General features: G+C 63.6%; 19 protein-coding genes. 10 read left to right on the top strand and 9 right to left on the bottom strand.

Going from position 1 to position 16789, the window contains the following annotated elements; all coding sequences use genetic code 11:
- Positions 1–25: 25 nt before the first annotated feature.
- Both rpsI and rplM read right to left on the bottom strand, forming a co-directional pair.
- On the bottom strand, positions 26–517 hold the full coding sequence (gene rpsI / locus RID11_RS05970; RefSeq protein ID WP_080455810.1) for a 30S ribosomal protein S9: 492 nt from the start codon (positions 515–517) through the stop codon (positions 26–28).
- Positions 517–981, bottom strand: coding sequence for a 50S ribosomal protein L13 (rplM, locus tag RID11_RS05965; protein WP_050661799.1), 465 nt, complete (start codon positions 979–981; stop codon positions 517–519). Before rplM ends, rpsI begins: the two co-directional genes overlap by 1 nt.
- A gap of 358 nt (positions 982–1339) precedes the next feature.
- Between rplM and speD the strand changes: the two genes are divergently transcribed.
- Positions 1340–1879, top strand: coding sequence for an adenosylmethionine decarboxylase (speD, locus tag RID11_RS05960; protein WP_350136506.1), 540 nt, complete (start codon positions 1340–1342; stop codon positions 1877–1879).
- Positions 1876–2724, top strand: coding sequence for a polyamine aminopropyltransferase (speE, locus tag RID11_RS05955; protein WP_350136504.1), 849 nt, complete (start codon positions 1876–1878; stop codon positions 2722–2724). Before speD ends, speE begins: the two co-directional genes overlap by 4 nt.
- A gap of 58 nt (positions 2725–2782) precedes the next feature.
- Here the strand turns inward: speE and RID11_RS05950 are convergent, their stop codons facing one another.
- Entirely contained in the window at positions 2783–3202 is a 420-nt protein-coding gene (locus RID11_RS05950) for a PaaI family thioesterase (protein WP_350136503.1), read from the bottom strand.
- 58 nt (positions 3203–3260) lie between these two features.
- On the opposite strand from RID11_RS05950, the gene RID11_RS05945 reads away from it, so the two are divergent.
- From RID11_RS05945 to gluQRS, 3 genes are read left to right on the top strand one after another with little or no spacing between them, the layout of a single operon-like run.
- The gene (locus tag RID11_RS05945; RefSeq protein ID WP_350136501.1) at positions 3261–4046 is read left to right on the top strand and encodes an enoyl-CoA hydratase; all 786 of its coding nucleotides are present in this window, start codon (positions 3261–3263) and stop codon (positions 4044–4046) included.
- 42 nt (positions 4047–4088) lie between these two features.
- On the top strand, positions 4089–5447 hold the full coding sequence (gene trmFO / locus RID11_RS05940; RefSeq protein ID WP_350136499.1) for a methylenetetrahydrofolate--tRNA-(uracil(54)-C(5))-methyltransferase (FADH(2)-oxidizing) TrmFO: 1359 nt from the start codon (positions 4089–4091) through the stop codon (positions 5445–5447).
- A 12-nt stretch (positions 5448–5459) separates the two neighbouring features.
- Positions 5460–6293 (top strand): tRNA glutamyl-Q(34) synthetase GluQRS, encoded by an 834-nt coding sequence (gene gluQRS / locus RID11_RS05935; RefSeq protein WP_350136497.1) that lies wholly within the window; start codon positions 5460–5462, stop codon positions 6291–6293.
- Between the two features lie 82 nt (positions 6294–6375).
- On the opposite strand, the gene hisI is transcribed toward gluQRS, so the two are convergent.
- Entirely contained in the window at positions 6376–6744 is a 369-nt protein-coding gene (hisI, locus tag RID11_RS05930) for a phosphoribosyl-AMP cyclohydrolase (RefSeq protein WP_350136495.1), read from the bottom strand.
- 67 nt (positions 6745–6811) lie between these two features.
- Between hisI and RID11_RS05925 the strand changes: the two genes are divergently transcribed.
- Together RID11_RS05925 and RID11_RS05920 are read left to right on the top strand one after the other, a co-directional pair.
- Positions 6812–7267, top strand: coding sequence for an iron-sulfur cluster assembly scaffold protein (locus tag RID11_RS05925; protein WP_350136493.1), 456 nt, complete (start codon positions 6812–6814; stop codon positions 7265–7267).
- A 107-nt stretch (positions 7268–7374) separates the two neighbouring features.
- The gene (locus RID11_RS05920) at positions 7375–8601 is read left to right on the top strand and encodes a HAMP domain-containing protein (RefSeq protein ID WP_350136491.1); all 1227 of its coding nucleotides are present in this window, start codon (positions 7375–7377) and stop codon (positions 8599–8601) included.
- A 300-nt stretch (positions 8602–8901) separates the two neighbouring features.
- Here RID11_RS05920 and RID11_RS05915 read toward each other — a convergent pair whose 3' ends face one another.
- From RID11_RS05915 to sciP, 5 genes are all read right to left on the bottom strand, one after another.
- Positions 8902–9024, bottom strand: coding sequence for a hypothetical protein (locus RID11_RS05915; protein WP_268784689.1), 123 nt, complete (start codon positions 9022–9024; stop codon positions 8902–8904).
- Positions 9025–9131: 107 nt separating this feature from the next.
- Positions 9132–11222 carry an ATP-dependent DNA helicase RecG gene (gene recG / locus RID11_RS05910; protein ID WP_350136490.1) on the bottom strand — a complete coding sequence of 697 codons (2091 nt, stop codon included), beginning with the start codon at positions 11220–11222 and terminating at the stop codon, positions 9132–9134.
- Positions 11219–13354, bottom strand: coding sequence for an NAD-dependent DNA ligase LigA (gene ligA / locus RID11_RS05905; RefSeq protein ID WP_350136489.1), 2136 nt, complete (start codon positions 13352–13354; stop codon positions 11219–11221). The genes recG and ligA overlap by 4 nt, the downstream gene beginning before the upstream one ends.
- A gap of 97 nt (positions 13355–13451) precedes the next feature.
- On the bottom strand, positions 13452–14168 hold the full coding sequence (gene ctrA / locus RID11_RS05900; protein ID WP_350136488.1) for a response regulator transcription factor CtrA: 717 nt from the start codon (positions 14166–14168) through the stop codon (positions 13452–13454).
- 95 nt (positions 14169–14263) lie between these two features.
- Positions 14264–14542 carry a CtrA inhibitor SciP gene (gene sciP / locus RID11_RS05895; protein WP_350136487.1) on the bottom strand — a complete coding sequence of 93 codons (279 nt, stop codon included), beginning with the start codon at positions 14540–14542 and terminating at the stop codon, positions 14264–14266.
- A gap of 125 nt (positions 14543–14667) precedes the next feature.
- Here sciP and mnmA point away from each other — a divergent pair, with 125 nt between their 5' ends.
- The 3 genes from mnmA to RID11_RS05880 all read left to right on the top strand — a co-directional run bounded on the left by mnmA (position 14668) and on the right by RID11_RS05880 (position 16786).
- Positions 14668–15813 (top strand): tRNA 2-thiouridine(34) synthase MnmA, encoded by a 1146-nt coding sequence (gene mnmA / locus RID11_RS05890; protein WP_350136486.1) that lies wholly within the window; start codon positions 14668–14670, stop codon positions 15811–15813.
- An 83-nt stretch (positions 15814–15896) separates the two neighbouring features.
- Positions 15897–16457: a hypothetical protein gene (locus RID11_RS05885; RefSeq protein WP_350136485.1), complete on the top strand. Its 561-nt coding sequence runs from the start codon at positions 15897–15899 to the stop codon at positions 16455–16457.
- 92 nt (positions 16458–16549) lie between these two features.
- Positions 16550–16786, top strand: a complete 237-nt coding sequence (locus RID11_RS05880) for a BolA/IbaG family iron-sulfur metabolism protein (protein WP_350136484.1) — start codon at positions 16550–16552, stop codon at positions 16784–16786.
- Positions 16787–16789: the final 3 nt, after the last annotated feature.

Raw genomic sequence — 16789 nt, 5'->3', positions numbered from 1 at the left:
CCTTTGATATCGGTATGAAACCGGATCAGCGCTTGGAGAACTGGAAGCTCTTGCGCGCCTTGGCCCGGCCGTATTTCTTGCGTTCCACCACACGGCTGTCGCGGGTCAGGAACCCGGCGGCCTTGAGCGCGCCGCGCAAGCTGGGATCGTAAAGCTGGAGCGCCTTGGACACGCCGTGCTTGACCGCACCCGCCTGCCCCGAGAGACCACCGCCCTTGACGGTCGCCATCACGTCGAACTGGTCCTCGGTGCCGGACACGGTGAACGGCTGCTTGAGGATCATCTGCAGCACGGGGCGCGCGAAATACTCGTTGATCGGCTTGCCGTTGACGACAACCTTGCCCGAGCCGGGCTTGATCCAGACACGGGCGACCGCGTCCTTGCGCTTGCCAGTGGCATAGGACCGACCGAGATCGTCGCGGACGGGCTCGCGCGGGGCTTCCATCGCCTCGGGGGCAACGCCTACGTCACCTGCGACGGCTTCCAGACCTTCGAGGGATTTGATTTCTTCAGCCATCAGTAAGCCACCCGCGTATTCTTGGAGTTCATGGATTTGACGTCCAGCACCTCGGGGCTCTGGGCCTCGTGGGGATGTTCGCCGCCGGCATAGACGCGCAGATTGGTCATCAGCGTGCGGCTCAGGCGGTTGCCCGGCAGCATGCGCTTGACGGCCTGCATCACGACGCGCTCGGGGTACTTGCCCTCGAGGATCTCGCCGGTGGTGCGGCTCTTGATGCCGCCCGGATGGCCGGTATGCCAATAGTTCGGCTTGTTGCGCTTGTTGCCGGTGAGCTGCACCTTGTCGGCATTGATGACGATCACGTTGTCGCCAGTGTCCATATGGGGCGTAAAGCTCGCCTTGTGCTTGCCGCGCAGGCGCATTGCGATGATCGAGGCGAGACGGCCCAGAACAACGCCCTCGGCGTCGATCAGGATCCATTTCTTGTCGATATCTGCAGGCGTTGCAGAGAATGTTTTCATGTCAGTCAAAACCTTGTGCTTGGTCTTTGGTCTTGGTCCCGGCGGGCCGGTCGCGGCACGCCGATGCGATGGACGGGTTATAGTCAGTGGCGCGTCCGGGTCAACAGGCGAAAATCCGAATAAATCGATTAAATTCAATGGTTTGAAAATTAGGTATTATTATACCTCACTGAAAGCCGCACAATCCGTGACATTTTCGCCGAAAAATTCCTAGGCGCCGCATAAATTCCTTGCACGACTCGGAATGGGCCCCTATTTGCCCCTCACTTGATCGGAACCGATCCCAACTTCGGATGTCTTTCTGGGGGGGCGCTAAGGGACCGACTGGATTCAATCTACTGGAACGAAGGGGAGCGCCATGAAAGACGCCAACCTCTTCCAACTGGGGATCGGTCTGGAGACAGGCGCCCAAGAGGAAGACACCGCACGCGGCTTTACCGCCGCGAATACAGATACCGTTTTGCCCTGTGACATGCTGGCCAGAGACGTTCTGGATGAGGATCGTGACGATCACTTCATCCGGCGCGATGGGGCTGTGTTTGCAGGTACCCATCTGATCATCGAGGTGGTCAATGGCCACGGGCTTGACGACGAGGCCCGTATTCAACAGGCGTTTCGCGACTGCGTCGACACCTGTGGCGCGACGCTGCTGCACATCCACACCCACAAGTTCAGCCCGCAAGGCGTGTCGGGCGTGGCCGTGCTGGCCGAAAGCCATATCTCGGTCCACACTTGGCCCGAGATCGGCTATGGTGCCTTCGATGTGTTCATGTGCGGCGACGCCCGTCCCTGGCTAGCTGTCGATGTGCTGAAATCCGCCTTTGGCACGACGGATGTCCGCGTCAAAGAGCTTTTGCGCGGCGAGGATGTCGTGACCGAGGCCGGTATCGCAGCATGAATGACTGGACCCGCGAGAGCCTGCATCCCGACTACGCGCAATCCTTGCGCGTGGACGAGATGCTCTATGACAGCAAGACCGCGCATCAGCGGCTGAAGGTGTTCCAGAACGGCACCTTCGGCCGGGTGCTCACGCTGGACGACGTGGTGCAGACCACCGAGGGCGACAACTTCATCTACCACGAGATGCTGACCCATGTGCCGATCCTGGCGCATGGGGCGGCCAAGCGCGTGCTGATCATCGGCGGTGGCGACGGCGGCATGGCCCGCGAGGTGCTGCGTCACGAAAGCGTCGAGCATGTGACGATGGTCGAGATCGACGCGGGGGTCGTCGAATTCTCCAAGGAATATCTGCCGATGCTGAGCGAAGGTGCCTTTGACGACCCGCGCCTCGATCTGGTGATTGCCGATGGGGCCGAGTTCATCCGGCAGACTGCTGGCGGCTATGACGTGATCATCGTCGACTCGACCGATCCCATCGGCCCGGGCGAGGTGCTGTTTTCCGACACGTTCTACGGGCACGCCAAACGCGCGCTGACCGAAGACGGCATCCTGGTGACGCAAAACGGCGTGCCGTTCCTGCAAGGCCAAGAGCTGCACAACACCATGCGTGCCTTCACCGCACTTTTTGTCGATGCCACCTGCTATCTCGCCACCATCCCGACATACGCGGGCGGACCGATGGCCTTTGGCTGGGGCACCGACGGCCCGGCGCGCAACACACCGCTTGAGGTGCTGCAAGGCCGGTTCGACGCTGCCGGGATCACGACGCCGGGCTATTATACCCCGCAGGTCCATCAGTCGGCCTTCGCCCTGCCCGGCTACGTCGCCAAACTCCTGCCCTGAGCTTCATCTTTCCCGAAATACTCTCGGGGGTCCGGGGGGCAGACAGCCCCCCGGCGCCTTAGGTGGGCGGGATCGAATAGGTCAGGCTCGCCCGCGCCACCGGCTGCGTCATGCCGTCGGAAAACACCAGAACTTCGCCCACGGCTAGTACCCGCCCCAGCTTCAACAACCGGCATTCCGCGATCAGATCGGTCCGCGCCGCCGGTTTGCGCATGAAATCAATGCTGCAATTGGTGGTCACCGCCAGCCCCTGCGGTCCGATCATCGCCAGCACGGCCAGGTAGACCGACACATCCGCCAGCGAGAATATCGACGGGCCCGACACCGTGCCGCCGGGCCGCAAATGCCGCTCTCCGACTAGGAGCCGGGTGCGGATGCGCATCTCGCCCAGCTCCTCGATGGCAAACTCGCCCATGACCTGCGGAAATTCCCGTTCGAGAAACTCCATCAATTCATCGGCACTCATCTTCAGGCTCATGCTTCCCTCCCTGCCCTCTTCCGTGCCAGAATGGCCATAACGCAAAAGGGGTTACAAGATGGCAATTCTCGACCGTACAGACGAGGGCGCGATCGCGCGTCTCACGCTCAACTCGCCAGACAATCTCAACGCGCTCTCCGATGCGATGCTGGCCGCGCTCAAATCCGAATTCGCGCACCTCAGTGAAAATCGCGACATTCGCGTGGTCACGCTGGCAGGGACAGGCAAGGCATTCTGCGCAGGCCACGATCTCAAGGAAATGCAGGCCGCCCGCCAATCGCCCGACAATGGCCGTGCCTATTTCGCCGATCTCTTTTCGCGCTGCACAGAAGTGATGACCGCGATCCGCGACCTGCCGCAGCCGGTGATCGCCGCGCCGCATGGCATCGCCACCGCTGCGGGCTGCCAGCTTGTCGCCTCCTGCGACATGGCCGTCGCAGCCCACGGCACGCGTTTCGGTGTCAACGGCGTCAATATCGGGCTCTTCTGCTCCACCCCCATGGTGGCGCTCAGCCGCAACATCCCGCGCAAACAGGCGTTCGAGATGCTGACCACCGGCCAGTTCATCGAAACCGACCGCGCGCAGGAGTTGGGCCTGATCAACCGCGCCGTGCCGATGGAGGAACTGGAGGCTGAGACCATGGCCCTCGCCGAAACCGTCGCGGCCAAGCTTGGCTCGGCGGTGCGCATCGGCAAACGCGCCTTCTACGAACAACAGGAATTGGGCATTGACGCGGCCTACGCCCATACCGGCGCGGTGATGGTCGAGAACATGCTCGACCGCGACACCGACGAGGGCATCAACGCCTTTCTCGCCAAGCGCCCGCCGGACTGGCAGCAGTGACACCCCTTTCCAAACCCCGCGCAATCGCCTAGATCGCAGCCCATGACACAGACTTTGCACATCATCGGCGGCGGCATGGCCGGGTCCGAGGCCGCCTGGCAGGCCGCCAATCTCGGCATCGACGTGGTCATCCACGAGATGCGGCCCAAGGTGAAGACCTTCGCGCATCGTACCGGCGATCTCGGCGAAATGGTCTGCTCCAATTCGTTCCGCTCAGATGATGACGAACAGAACGCCGTTGGCCTGCTACACTGGGAAATGCGCGCCGCGAACGGCCTGATCATGACGATGGCCGACCGCCACCGCCTGCCCGCCGGCGGGGCGCTTGCCGTGGATCGCGACCCCTTCGCGCAATCGGTCACCCGGCACCTCATGGATCACCCGAAGATCACCGTGCAACATGATGAAATCACGGACCTTCCCACGGATGGCCACTGGATCATCGCAACCGGCCCGCTGACCTCCGAAGGGCTCGGCCAAGCCATCGCACGCGAGACCGGCAGCGACGCGCTCGCCTTCTTCGACGCCATCGCCCCCATCGTCTATTACGACAGCATCGACATGTCGAAGGCGTGGATGCAATCGCGCTACGACAAGGGCGAGACCGAGGCCGAACGCACCGCCTATCTCAACTGCCCGATGGACCGCGACCAATACGAGGCCTTCATCGACGCGCTGCTCGCCGCCGACAAGATCGAGTTTCACGAAGGCGAAACCGCCAATTATTTCGACGGCTGCCTGCCCATCGAGGTGATGGCCGAACGTGGACGCGAAACCCTGCGCCACGGCCCGATGAAGCCGGTCGGCCTCACCAACCCGCATCAGCCCGACATCAAGGCGCATGCGGTGGTGCAACTGCGCCGCGACAACGCACTCGGCACGCTCTACAACATGGTGGGGTTCCAGACCAAGATGAAATACGGCGCGCAGGCTGCTGTTTTTCGGACGATTCCCGGGTTGGAGAATGCACAGTTCGCGCGCCTTGGCGGCATCCACCGCAACACCTTTCTCAACTCACCCACGTTGCTCGACGAGCAGATGCGCCTGCGCTCGCGCCCGCACATCCGCTTTGCCGGGCAGATCACCGGGGTCGAAGGCTATGTCGAATCGGCGGCCATGGGCCTGATTGCAGGCCGCCTCGCCGCCGCCGAAATCATGGGTCAACCGCTGCCGCCGGTCCCGCAAGACAGCGCCATGGGCGCGCTCATCCATCACATCACCGGCGGCGCAGAGGCGAAGACCTTTCAGCCGATGAACGTCAATTTCGGCCTCTTCCGCCCGGTCGAGGGGCTCAAGGGCGGGCGGCGCGGGCGCGTGCATCGTTACAAGGCCTATACCGACCGCGCCAAGGCGGCATGGTCCGATTGGCTCGCCACTCAAGACATGAGCTGCGCCTCGTAACTCATTGCTTACATGTTCATAACGCGCTTTGCCCCTTCACCGACCGGCCCGCTGCATCTGGGGCATGCCTTCTCGGCGATGCTGGGGCATGACATGGCGCGGGCCGCGAACGGCACCTTCCTTCTGCGCATCGACGATCTTGACCAGAGCCGCAGCCGAACCGAATGGGAGGCACAGATTTATGACGATCTGACCTGGCTCGGCCTGTCCTGGCCTGTGCCTGTCCTGCATCAATCCACCCGCCTACCTCGGTATCAATCCGTCCTTAAATTCCTTTGGGATCAGGGCCTTCTCTACCCATGTTCATGCAGTCGCAGCGATATTCGCGCCGCCGCCTCCGCCCCGCAAGAGGGTGCGCCGCTGCATGGCCCCGACGGGGTGATCTATCCTGGCACCTGCCGTCCCAGGACACCGCCCACGGGCCCGATGCCTCGGGATACCGCCCTGCGCCTCGACATCGCCCGCGCCTGCAAATCACTCGCCACCCCACTGACATACAATGAAAAAGGCGAAATCATCACGCCGCAGAACCTGCCCGCCACCGTTGGCGACGTGGTCCTTGCCCGCCGCAACATGGGGGCCTCCTACCATCTCTCGGTGGTGATTGACGATGCCGATCAGCAGATCACCCATGTGATCCGCGGGCAGGATTTGCAGGAAGCCACGCAAATCCACGTCCTGCTGCAACGCCTGCTCGGCCTGCACACCCCGGCCTATCACCACCACAGGCTGATCCGCGACGACCACGGCAAGCGCCTTGCCAAACGCGACGACGCACGCGCCATCGCCACCTATCGCGCCGAGGCGGCCAGCCCGCAGGACATTCGCAAACTCGTCGGGCTTTAGAGTATGTTGCTTGTTTGAGAAGCTCAAAACCGGTTCCCACTTTTGAGCAACATGCTTTTGCGTTTCATCGTTCTAAAAATACTCAATCCGACGCCGCTATCGGTGCCATGATCTCGATCTCCGCGCCCTCGCGCACCGCCCGGTAAAAGCACGACCGCCGGTTGGTGTGACAGGCGGGCCCGGTCTGGCGGATCAGCAAGAGCAGGCAATCGCTGTCGCAATCGATGCGCATCTCGACCAGGTCCTGCACATGGCCCGAGGTTTCCCCCTTGATCCAGAAGGACTGCCGCGAGCGGCTCCAATAGGTCACGCGGCCCGTCTCGAGCGTGCGCGCGACGGCCTCGGCAGTCATCCAGGCCATCATCAGCACCTCGCCGGTCTCCGCCCCCTGCGCGATCGCCGGGATCAGCCCGTTGGCATCATACTTTAGTCGGCTCGGGTCAAATTCCATGACGGTTTTCCTTTTGCATCTGGCGCATGCGGGCCTATTTATGGGGAGTGACACGAAAGGGAAAGCCATGTCCGGCGAGACCGACCTGATCAAGCTCTATTCCGCGCGCATCCTCGAACTCGCGGCCGACATCCCGCATCACGGGCGGCTCGATGCGCCGCAGGCCAGCGTCAAGCGCCGCGCGCCGCTCTGCGGCTCTACCGTGACGGTGGATATCGCCTGCGACGAGGGCCGGATTTCCGACTATGCCGCCGAGGTCAAGGCCTGCGCGCTCGGTCAGGCAGCGGCCAGCGTAGTGGGCGCCAATATCATCGGCTGCGATCTTGCGCACGTGCGCGCGGCGCGCGAAGCGCTGAAAGAGATGCTCAAATCCGACGGCCCGACGCCGCCCGCGCCCTTCGACGGGCTCGAGGTGCTGCGCCCGGCACGCGACTACAAGAACCGCCATGCCTCAATCCTGCTCACGCTCGACGCACTGGTCGAGGCCCTGGAAGAGGTGCAAGCGCAAACCTCCTGCGCGTGAGATGTGACAGAGCCGTCGCGCCAAAGCGACATACCGTGAGCCACTGCCCCCTATCCATCGCGACAAAACGCCCTACCTTGCGTGCATGACCCGCAGGGACAGCGCTCATGGCACGCCAGAAACTCGACCAGAACAGCCCCCTTATCGGACGTTTCGATCAGTCCTTTCTCATCCACATGATCCGCGATTTTTTCGTGATCCTCGTCGCGGTCACGGTGCTGGAATTCACCCTCAAGGCGGCGCTGGTCTATTACAAGTTCCGCGTCTCGGGGCCGGAGCGCACGCAGGAGGTGGCCGAGGGCATCGCCGACAATGTCCGCTCGATCATGCGCAACGAGGGCGGGCCGGTGGCGGCGCGCACCGTCTACGCGATCCTGAGGCGCAACTGGGACGATCTGGGTTACCGCATCGCGATCACCCCCGCCCCCGTCACTATCCGCTCGATCGAGGAGGGGTTCGACTTTACCCCCGAGGGCATCCCGCAGGGCGACTGGCCCGACGCCACGCACAATCTCGGCCATGTCGCTATCACCGCAGAGCCGTTCTGCCTGGCCTGTCATACCGAGGCCGATGTCGGCGACGTGCTGGGCGAGGTCACCGTGCGCCGCGATCTCGCCACCGATTTCACCCAATGGGCCGAGGACATGCGCCTCACCGGCCTGCTCTCGCTTTGCAAGATCGTGCTGCATTCCTTTCTGCTGTTTTTGATCCTGCGCGCCCGGCTGGAGCCGCTTCTGGGCCTGCGCGCCGTGGTCAGCAACCTCGCGCGCGCCTATGGCGGGCTGACTCACCGGGCCGAGATCCGCACGGCAGATGAATTCGGCGTGCTGGCGCGCGATCTAAATCTCTTTCTCGATCGGGTCTGCCGGTTGATGGAGGAGCTTGACGAGGTGCTGGCGCGCGTCGTTTCGGTCAATGCCGATATCGTCAAGATCCAGAGCGACCTGCGTGACCGGATCGACAGCCTGACCGGGCGTATCCGGCGGCTGGAACGCTCGGCCATGCTCAGCGCCAAGGCCGAACCGCGCCTCTCGCAGGCCTGGTTCGACGCCGCCCGCCGCGCGGTGGCCGATCTTGAAGCCCGCCGCGCCGACCCGCGCGAAGAGGATATCGGCGGCATCGTCGAGGATCTGCGCGCCGTGGTCACCAATGCCGAGGCGCAGATCGAAACCAGCGAGCGCGTCTTTGCCGATCTGGGTGAATTGGGCGACGAAAGCGAAAACCTCAAGCGCGCCATGGCCGAGATGATCCGGCTGGAGGAACGCATGGAAGGCATTGTCGAGACAGGAAGCGTCCTCGTTCAGCGCATCCGCCCGACGGAAGGTCCGGAGTAACACGGAGCTTGCGCCATGAACACGGTTGGAGACTGCCGAATGTGCGATATCGCACACACCGGCAACAGCCCATGCAGCCCTCGTCGGTCCCAGATAAAAAAATCGCCGCACACCCGACAGGGGTGGCGGCGACTAGGTGTGGCGGGCCCTCATCCTCTGGCGACATTCGGGGGGGAATGAGGCAGACCCCGAAAACCGGTTGGGACAGGCAGTGCGTGACGCTTCCCCGACTTGGGACAGTGGGGCGGCGCACAAAGGGCCAGAGGGTGGACCCGCCAGGCAGAAACCTGAAAGAAGCTGTCAGAACATCCCGGGCAGGTAGAGCGCGCCAACCAGCGTCACCATCAGTGCGGCGGCCCCGATGGCATCGCCGACAATCGTATCCTGCGCGCGGATCGCGGCGGTCTTGATCTGGTGCAACATGGGGTGGTTCCTCCTGAACTCCGTTCTGTTGCCCCTTTGTTCTCATTTTTTCGACACACTGTAAAGAACTTTGTGAGAACATTTGTGAACTAATTGGAAATTTGCGTCTAACCGACTGAAATCAAACGGATCGCCTGATCCTGTTCCATCAACCACAAGAGAACACGCGCCGCCTGCCCGCGCTCGCCCTCCAGGTCCGCATCGTCATGCAACAGCTTGCGCGCATCCGATTGCGCCACCGCCATCAACGCCGCCTGCGCCTCAAGGTCCGCCACACGAAACTTCGGCAGGCCCGATTGTGCGGTGCCGATCAGATCGCCCGCCCCGCGCATCTCCAGATCGACTTCCGCAATGCGAAACCCGTCCTCGGTGTCGCGCATCGTCTCAAGCCGCTTGGCACCGCCCTCACTCAACGGCGCCTGATACATCAGAAGGCAGGTCGAGGCCGCCTCACCCCGCCCGACGCGGCCTCGCAATTGGTGCAACTGCGCGAGGCCGAAACTCTCGGCGCGCTCTATCACCATGATCGAGGCGTTGGGCACATCGACCCCCACCTCGATCACCGTGGTCGAGACCAGCACACTGGTCTCGCCGCGCTGAAACGCGGCCATCGCGGCGTCTTTCTCCTCGGGCGGCATCTGACCATGCACCAGCCCGACAACCCCCTCACCGAACCCCGCGCGCAACCGGCGAAATCGCTCCTCGGCGCTACTCAGATCCACCACCTCGCTCTCATCCACCAGCGGGCAGACCCAATAGGCCTGCCGCCCCTCGGCAATCGCGCGGCGCAGGTGATCGACCACCTCGTCGATCCGCCCCATATTGACCAGCGCGGTCTTGATCGGCTTGCGCCCGGGCGGTTTTTCATCGAGCACGCTGACATCCATGTCGCCATATTGCGCCAGCGCCAGGCTGCGCGGGATCGGCGTTGCCGTCATCACCAGCACATCCGCCTGCACGCCCTTCTTGCCCAGTTCGAGCCGCTGCCGCACGCCGAAGCGGTGCTGCTCATCGACGATGGCCAGCCGCAGATCGGCAAACTCCACGTCCTTTTGAAAGACCGCATGGGTGCCGACCAGAATCTGGATATCGCCCCGCTCCAGCGCCGCCAGCTTGGCGCGCCGCTCCGCCCCCTTGTCGCGGCCTGTCAGGATATCAAGCACCACGCCCGCGCTCTCGGCCAAGGGCCGCAAACCCTGCAAATGCTGCCGCGCGAGGATCTCGGTGGGGGCCATCATCACCCCCTGCCCGCCCGCCTCGACCGCGATCAGCAGCGCCTTGAACGCGACCAACGTCTTGCCCGCGCCGACATCGCCCTGCAACAGCCGGTTCATCCGCATCCCCGACGCCATATCGCCAGCGATCTCGGCAATCGCGCGGGTCTGCGCGCCGGTCAGCGCATAGGGCAACGCGTCGAGCACGCGCGCCTGCAACGCGCCCGTGCCGACCGTCGCCCGCCCCTTGGCCCGGCGCAGCTTGGCCCGCGCCAGCGCCAATGTGAGCTGATGCGCCATCAACTCGTCATAGGCCAGCCGCTCGCGCGCCGGATGCGCGGGCGACAGATCCTGCACCCGCTCCGGCGCATGCGCGGCGCGCGCCGCCGCCGCCCAATCGGGCCAGCCCGCCTGCGCCTTTTGTACCGGGTCGATCCATTCGCCCATATCCGGCACACGGGTCAGCGCCGCCTGCGCCGCCTTGGCCATCATCCGCTGCGTGACACCGGCAGTCAGCGGATAGACCGGCTCAAACGCGGGGATCTCACCGGCCTCGTCCACCGCCAGCACGTGATCGGGATGCACCATCTGCGCCACACCGTCGAACAGCTCCACCTTGCCCGAGACCACCCGCCGCGCGCCGGTGGGAAGACTACGTTTCAGATAATCGCCCTGGCTGCGGAAAAACACGAGTTGAAAACTCGTGGCGGCATCCTCGACCACCACGCGGTAAGGCCCTCCCTTGCGCGTGTTGGGCCGGTGCTGGCCTACCGTCACCTCGACCGTCACGACGCCGGGAATCTCCGCCCCCTGCACGGTGGCACGTCGCGACCGGTCGACGCCGGAATGCGGCAGGGTAAAGATCAGGTCGCGCGGGCGGGTGATGTCCAATGCTGCCAGATGCTGCGCCGTCTTCGGCCCCACCCCCTCCAGCGTGTCGAGCCCCGCGAAGAGCGGAAACAGGATCTCGGGCCGCCCGGTCATGCGTCCCCGATGAGAGCGAGCCACTCGTCCTCGTCCATCGTTTCGATGCCCAGATCCGCGGCCTTCTTGGCCTTTGAACCCGCCCCCGGCCCAGCCACCAAAAGATCAGTGCGTGCGCTGACGCTGCCCGAGACCTTGGCGCCCAGGGCTTCGGCCCGCGCCTTGGCCTCGGCGCGGGTCATCTTCTCGAGGCTGCCGGTGAAGACCACCGTCTTGCCCGCCATCGGGCTGCCCGAGGTGTCAGGGGCGGCGGCCTCCTCAACCTCGAGATGCTTGGCCAGCCGCTCGATGCTCGCGCGCTCGTTGTCTTCGGCAAAGGCCCCGACCAGGCTGCGCGCCAGCACCTCGCCCACGCCGTCGATCCCGAGCAGGCGCTCCCATTCGGGCCCGTCAAAACCCGCCGCGCCATCCATCGCCGCCGTGAACTCCTCCCACCGGCCGTAATTGCGCGCGATGAGATTGCTGGCCTGCTCGCCCACGTGTCGAACACCAAGCGCAAAGAGCAGCCGCCCGAAAGGAATTTTCCTTTTCTCTTCAATTGCCTCAAAGAGGTTATTCGCGCTCTTCTCGCCCCAGCCCTCGCGGTTCTTCAGCTGCTGCATGCCACGGCCATAGCGCTCTTGCAGGGTGAAGATATCGGCGGGTTCCGCGATCCAGCCATCGCGGTAGAACTGTTCGACCTGCTTCGCGCCAAGCCCCTCGATGTCAAAGGCCGCGCGGGAAACGAAATGCTTGAGCTTTTCCACCGCCTGCGCAGGGCAGACGAGGCCCCCCATGCAGCGGCGCACCGCGTCACCCTCCTCGCGCACCGCGTCGCTTCCGCAGTCCGGGCAGGTGGTGGGAAAGACATAAGGCTCCGCCCCCTCGGGCCGTTTCGACAGGTCCACATCGGCGACTTTAGGGATCACGTCACCCGCGCGGTAGACCTGCACCCAATCGCCCACGCGAATATCCTTGCCGTCCCGAATAACCTCGCCTTTGCTGTCGCGCCCGACAATATAATCCTCATTATGCAGCGTCGCGTTGCTAACCACGACGCCCCCCACCGTCACCGGCGTGAGCCGCGCCACGGGCGACAGCGCACCGGTACGCCCGACCTGAATGTCGATCGCCTCGAGCCGTGTCCACGCGAGTTCGGCGGGGAACTTATGCGCTATCGCCCAACGCGGAGTGGTCGAACGGAAGCCGAGACGCGCCTGCAGCGCCAAATCATCGACCTTGTAGACTACCCCGTCGATGTCATAGCCAAGCGTGGCGCGCGCCTGTTCGATTTCGGCATAATGGGCCAGCAGCGCAGCGGGGCCGTCGCAGAGCTTGGTCAGCGGATTGGTGGAGAAGCCGAGGCTGGCCAGCCGCTCAATCGCACCCATCTGCGTATCGGCCAGCGGGGCCGTCACCTCGCCCCAGCCATAGGCGAAGAAGCGCAGCGGGCGCGCGGCAGTGATGGTGGAATCGAGTTGCCGCAGAGACCCGGCGGCGGCATTGCGCGGATTGGCAAAGGTCTTGGCCCCGCGCTCGGCCTGCCGCTCGTTCAGCGCCTCGAAATCCTCGTGGCTCATATAGACCTCGCCGCGCACTTCGAGCACCTTGGGGGTATCCTCCAGCCGTTCGGGAATATCCGCGATTGTGCGGGCATTGGCGGTGACATTCTCGCCCACCTCACCATCGCCGCGCGTCGCGGCCTGCAGCAGGTGGCCGCCCTCGTAGCGCAGGCTCAGGCTCAGCCCGTCGATCTTGGGCTCCGAGGTATAGGCAAGGCGCGCATCCTCGGCCAACCCCAGATAGCGCCGGATACGCGCATCGAATTCGGTGATATCCTCGTCCTCGAACGCATTGCCGAGGCTGAGCATGCGGATGCTGTGCCGAACCCTTGCAAAGCCTTCTGCCGGGGCCGCGCCCACCTGATCCGACGGGCTATCGACGCGTTTGAGGTGCGGAAATCGCGCCTCTATATCGGCATTCCGCGCCCTGAGAGCGTCATAGTCCGCATCGCTGATCTCGGGCGCGTCTTCGGTGTGATAGGCGGTGTTGGCCGCTGCCAGAATCTCCGCCAGCCGCGCCAGTTCGGCGCGCGCCTGCAGCTCGGTCAGATCCTCAACCTCAAGATCCGCGCCCTCTGTCGTATCGCTCATCGGCCCCTCATCGCGCTGACGGTTGCGGGGCCGCGCGCCCCTTCCCTGTCAGAGTGATAGGGCCAGCGAGATCAGAGGTCCAGAGATCAGGCGCCGCTCAGGCCCCGATGGCCAGTGGCGTGCCCTCCATCTCGCCCGGCTCGGGATCGCGCAGCACATAGCCCCGCCCCCAGACAGTTTCGATGTAATTCTCGCCGCCCGTCGCCTCGGTCAGTTTCTTTCGCAGCTTGCAGATGAACACGTCGATGATCTTCAACTCCGGCTCGTCCATGCCGCCATAAAGATGGTTCAGAAACATCTCCTTGGTCAGCGTCGTGCCCTTTCGCAGGCTCAAGAGTTCCAGCATCTGGTATTCCTTGCCGGTCAGGTGCACCGCCTGCGCCGCCACATCGACCGTCTTGGCATCGAGATTGACGTTGATCTTGCCGGTGCGTATTATAGACTGCGAATGCCCCTTGGATCGGCGAATGATCGCGTGGATGCGCGCCACCAGTTCCTCCCGGTGAAACGGCTTGGTAAGGTAATCGTCGGCTCCAAACCCAAAACCCCTGATCTTGCTTTCGGTGTCATCGGCCCCGGACAGGATCAGGATCGGCGTCTCGATCCGCGACAGGCGTAGCTGGCGCAGCACCTCATGCCCGTTCATGTCCGGCAACCCCAGATCAAGCAGAATCAGATCGTAATCATAAAGCTTCGCCAGATCGATCCCCTCCTCCCCCAAGTCCGTGGTATAGACGTTGAGATTGGCATGGGTCAGCATCATCTCGATGCTTTTCGAGGTGGTGGGGTCGTCCTCGACCAGTAATACATGCATAAGGCTTCTCCGTTCATCTCTCAGGCTTCCTCGCAAGACTGGACATAAATGGTTAACCTTGCGTTACCGTCACTGGAACATTTTGCGTACACGCCTCATGATTGTCTATAATCCTTGAGTAACGTTACCTTGAGCGCATTTTCTCCGTGGCTCTTTACCGCGGACAGCCAACCTAGGAACTCTTCCTCGCTCAACTCATAGGTGCGCAACGCTTCAGACTGAGAAATCAACCCATAGGCGACACCCCGCACCACAGCGAGCTTGCGTGACGCCACCCAACGCCGCGTGTCCGGCGGCGGCAGGTCTGCGTAGCTGAATACCGTGCCATCTGGCAGTGTCACTGCCCTTGGCCCTCCGACTTTCTTGAGATACATCGCATTCACCCCTTCTTTCCACTGACGGCAAAACTGCCGTCATCTCCCTTAACGACGGATGAAACCGGGGCTTGAGAGTGATTAGGATTTTCCTATATTCTGCGAGACCCGAGCGGAGACCCCGAATGGCACTGGACATCGACACTCCCCTGAACTCTCTGGGCTTTGCGAAAAGCCCTGCCGAGACGCGCGTTGTCGTGGCCATGTCTGGCGGCGTCGATAGTTCCGTCGTGGCCGCGCATCTGGCGTCCGAAGGCTATGACGTGGTGGGCGTGACGCTGCAACTCTACGACCACGGCGCGGCGCTGGCCAAAAAAGGGGCCTGCTGTGCCGGCGTCGACATTCACGACGCCCGCCGCGTGGCCGAGGATCTGGGCTTTCCGCATTACGTGCTCGATTACGAGAACATCTTTCGCGACGCAGTGATCGACGAGTTCGCCGACAGCTACCTGGCAGGGGCCACCCCGGTGCCCTGCATCCGCTGTAACGAGCGGGTGAAGTTCAAGGATCTTCTGGAAACCGCCCGCGACCTTGACGCCGATTGCATGGCGACAGGCCATTACATCCAGCGCAAGATGGGCGCGCAGGGCCCCGAACTCCATAGCGCCACCGACGCCGCGCGTGACCAATCCTATTTCCTGTTCTCCACGACGCCGGAGCAGCTTGACTACCTGCGCTTCCCGCTCGGCCACCTGCCCTCCAAGCAGGCCACGCGGGAATTGGCGGCGCAATACGGCCTGCAAGTGGCCGACAAGCCTGACAGTCAGGATATCTGTTTCGTGCCGAACGGCAACTACGCCAGCGTGATCGAGAAACTGCGCCCCGGTGCCGCCGAACCGGGCGAGATCGTGCATGCCGACGGGCGTGTCCTCGGACGCCATGAGGGCGTCATCCACTACACGATCGGCCAGCGCCGCGGTCTCGGCATCGGCGGACTGGAAGAGCCGCTCTACGTGGTCCGGCTCGATGTGGACAATCACCGCGTAATCGTCGGCCCCAAGGAGATGCTGGCCACCCGCCGCGTCCCCCTGCGCGAGATAAACTGGCTTGGCGATGAGCCGCTCGGTTCGCGCAACGAGTGGGCCGTATCGGTCAAGGTCCGCTCCACCCGCCCCCCGCGCGATGCAGTGCTGCGCCCGCTCTCCGAGACCGAGGCCGAGGTCGAGTTGCTCACCGCAGAGGAAGGCGTCTCACCCGGTCAGGCCTGCGTGTTCTATGCACCCGAGGGCAGCCGGGTTCTGGGCGGCGGCTGGATCTGGCGCGGTTACTGACGCGCCTTCACGTTTTGCGGAGCACCGTGGCGCGGCCCGCCCGGCTGTGGCACGCTCGGAGCATGCCATGAAAGGACGCCGCCATGCTCCGTCACCTGCTTCTCGCCTGTCTGATGCTCCTGCCGCTCGGTCTTGCGGCACAGGAGCCAACACCGGCCCCACCAGACAACCCCGACACCACGGCGGCAGAGCCGCCAATGACCATTGATCGGCTGGATACGATCCTGCGCGCCCTAGATCCCGATCTGCAATCCAACGGTACGATCTGGCAGCTGACCATCAATGAGGTGCAGGTGCTCATTGTCACCGACGAGACCGCTGACCGCATGCGCGCCATCACCCCCGTGGCCAAGAGCGACGAAGTCTCCAGCGAAGACATGCAGCGCATCCTCCAGGCCAATTTCGATACCGCCCTCGATGCGCGCTACGCCCTCGCCAAGGATATCCTGTGGTCGGCCTTCATTCACCCACTGACACCACTCGAAAAAGACCAGCTGATTTCCGGACTTGGACAGGTCGTCAACCTCGCCCAGAGCTACGGCACGCTCTACTCCGGCGGCGCGCTGCAGTACGGGGGCGGCGACAGCGGCGCGCTGCAACGCGCACTCATCGACGATCTGCTGAAGAAAGGCGAGGATATCTAGCCCACACGGCCACCCCCCGCGGTCCTCACGCTCCCTTGCGCTCGGGCCGGTCGCGCTCTAAATCAAGAGCAGACCGTGACAAGGAGATGCCCATGGCCATGCTCGCCTCCGACCTCGAAGCGCTGATCCGCGACACCCTACCCAATGCCCAGATCCGGGTCGAGGGTGATGACGGCGTCCACTTCTCCGCCGAGGTCATCGACGAGAGCTTTCGCGGGATGAACCGCGTGCAGCAGCAGCGCTCAGTCTATGCCGCGCTCAAGGGCAAGATGGACGGCCCCAACGGGGTCGTGCATGCGCTTGCCCTGACCACGAAGGCACCGGAGTAACCC

This window comes from Roseovarius sp. (assembly GCF_040219995.1).
In the GTDB taxonomy this organism is placed as follows: domain Bacteria; phylum Pseudomonadota; class Alphaproteobacteria; order Rhodobacterales; family Rhodobacteraceae; genus Roseovarius.
Note: the sequence above shows the minus strand (reverse complement) of the source record. Positions and strands in the feature narration are given on the sequence as shown.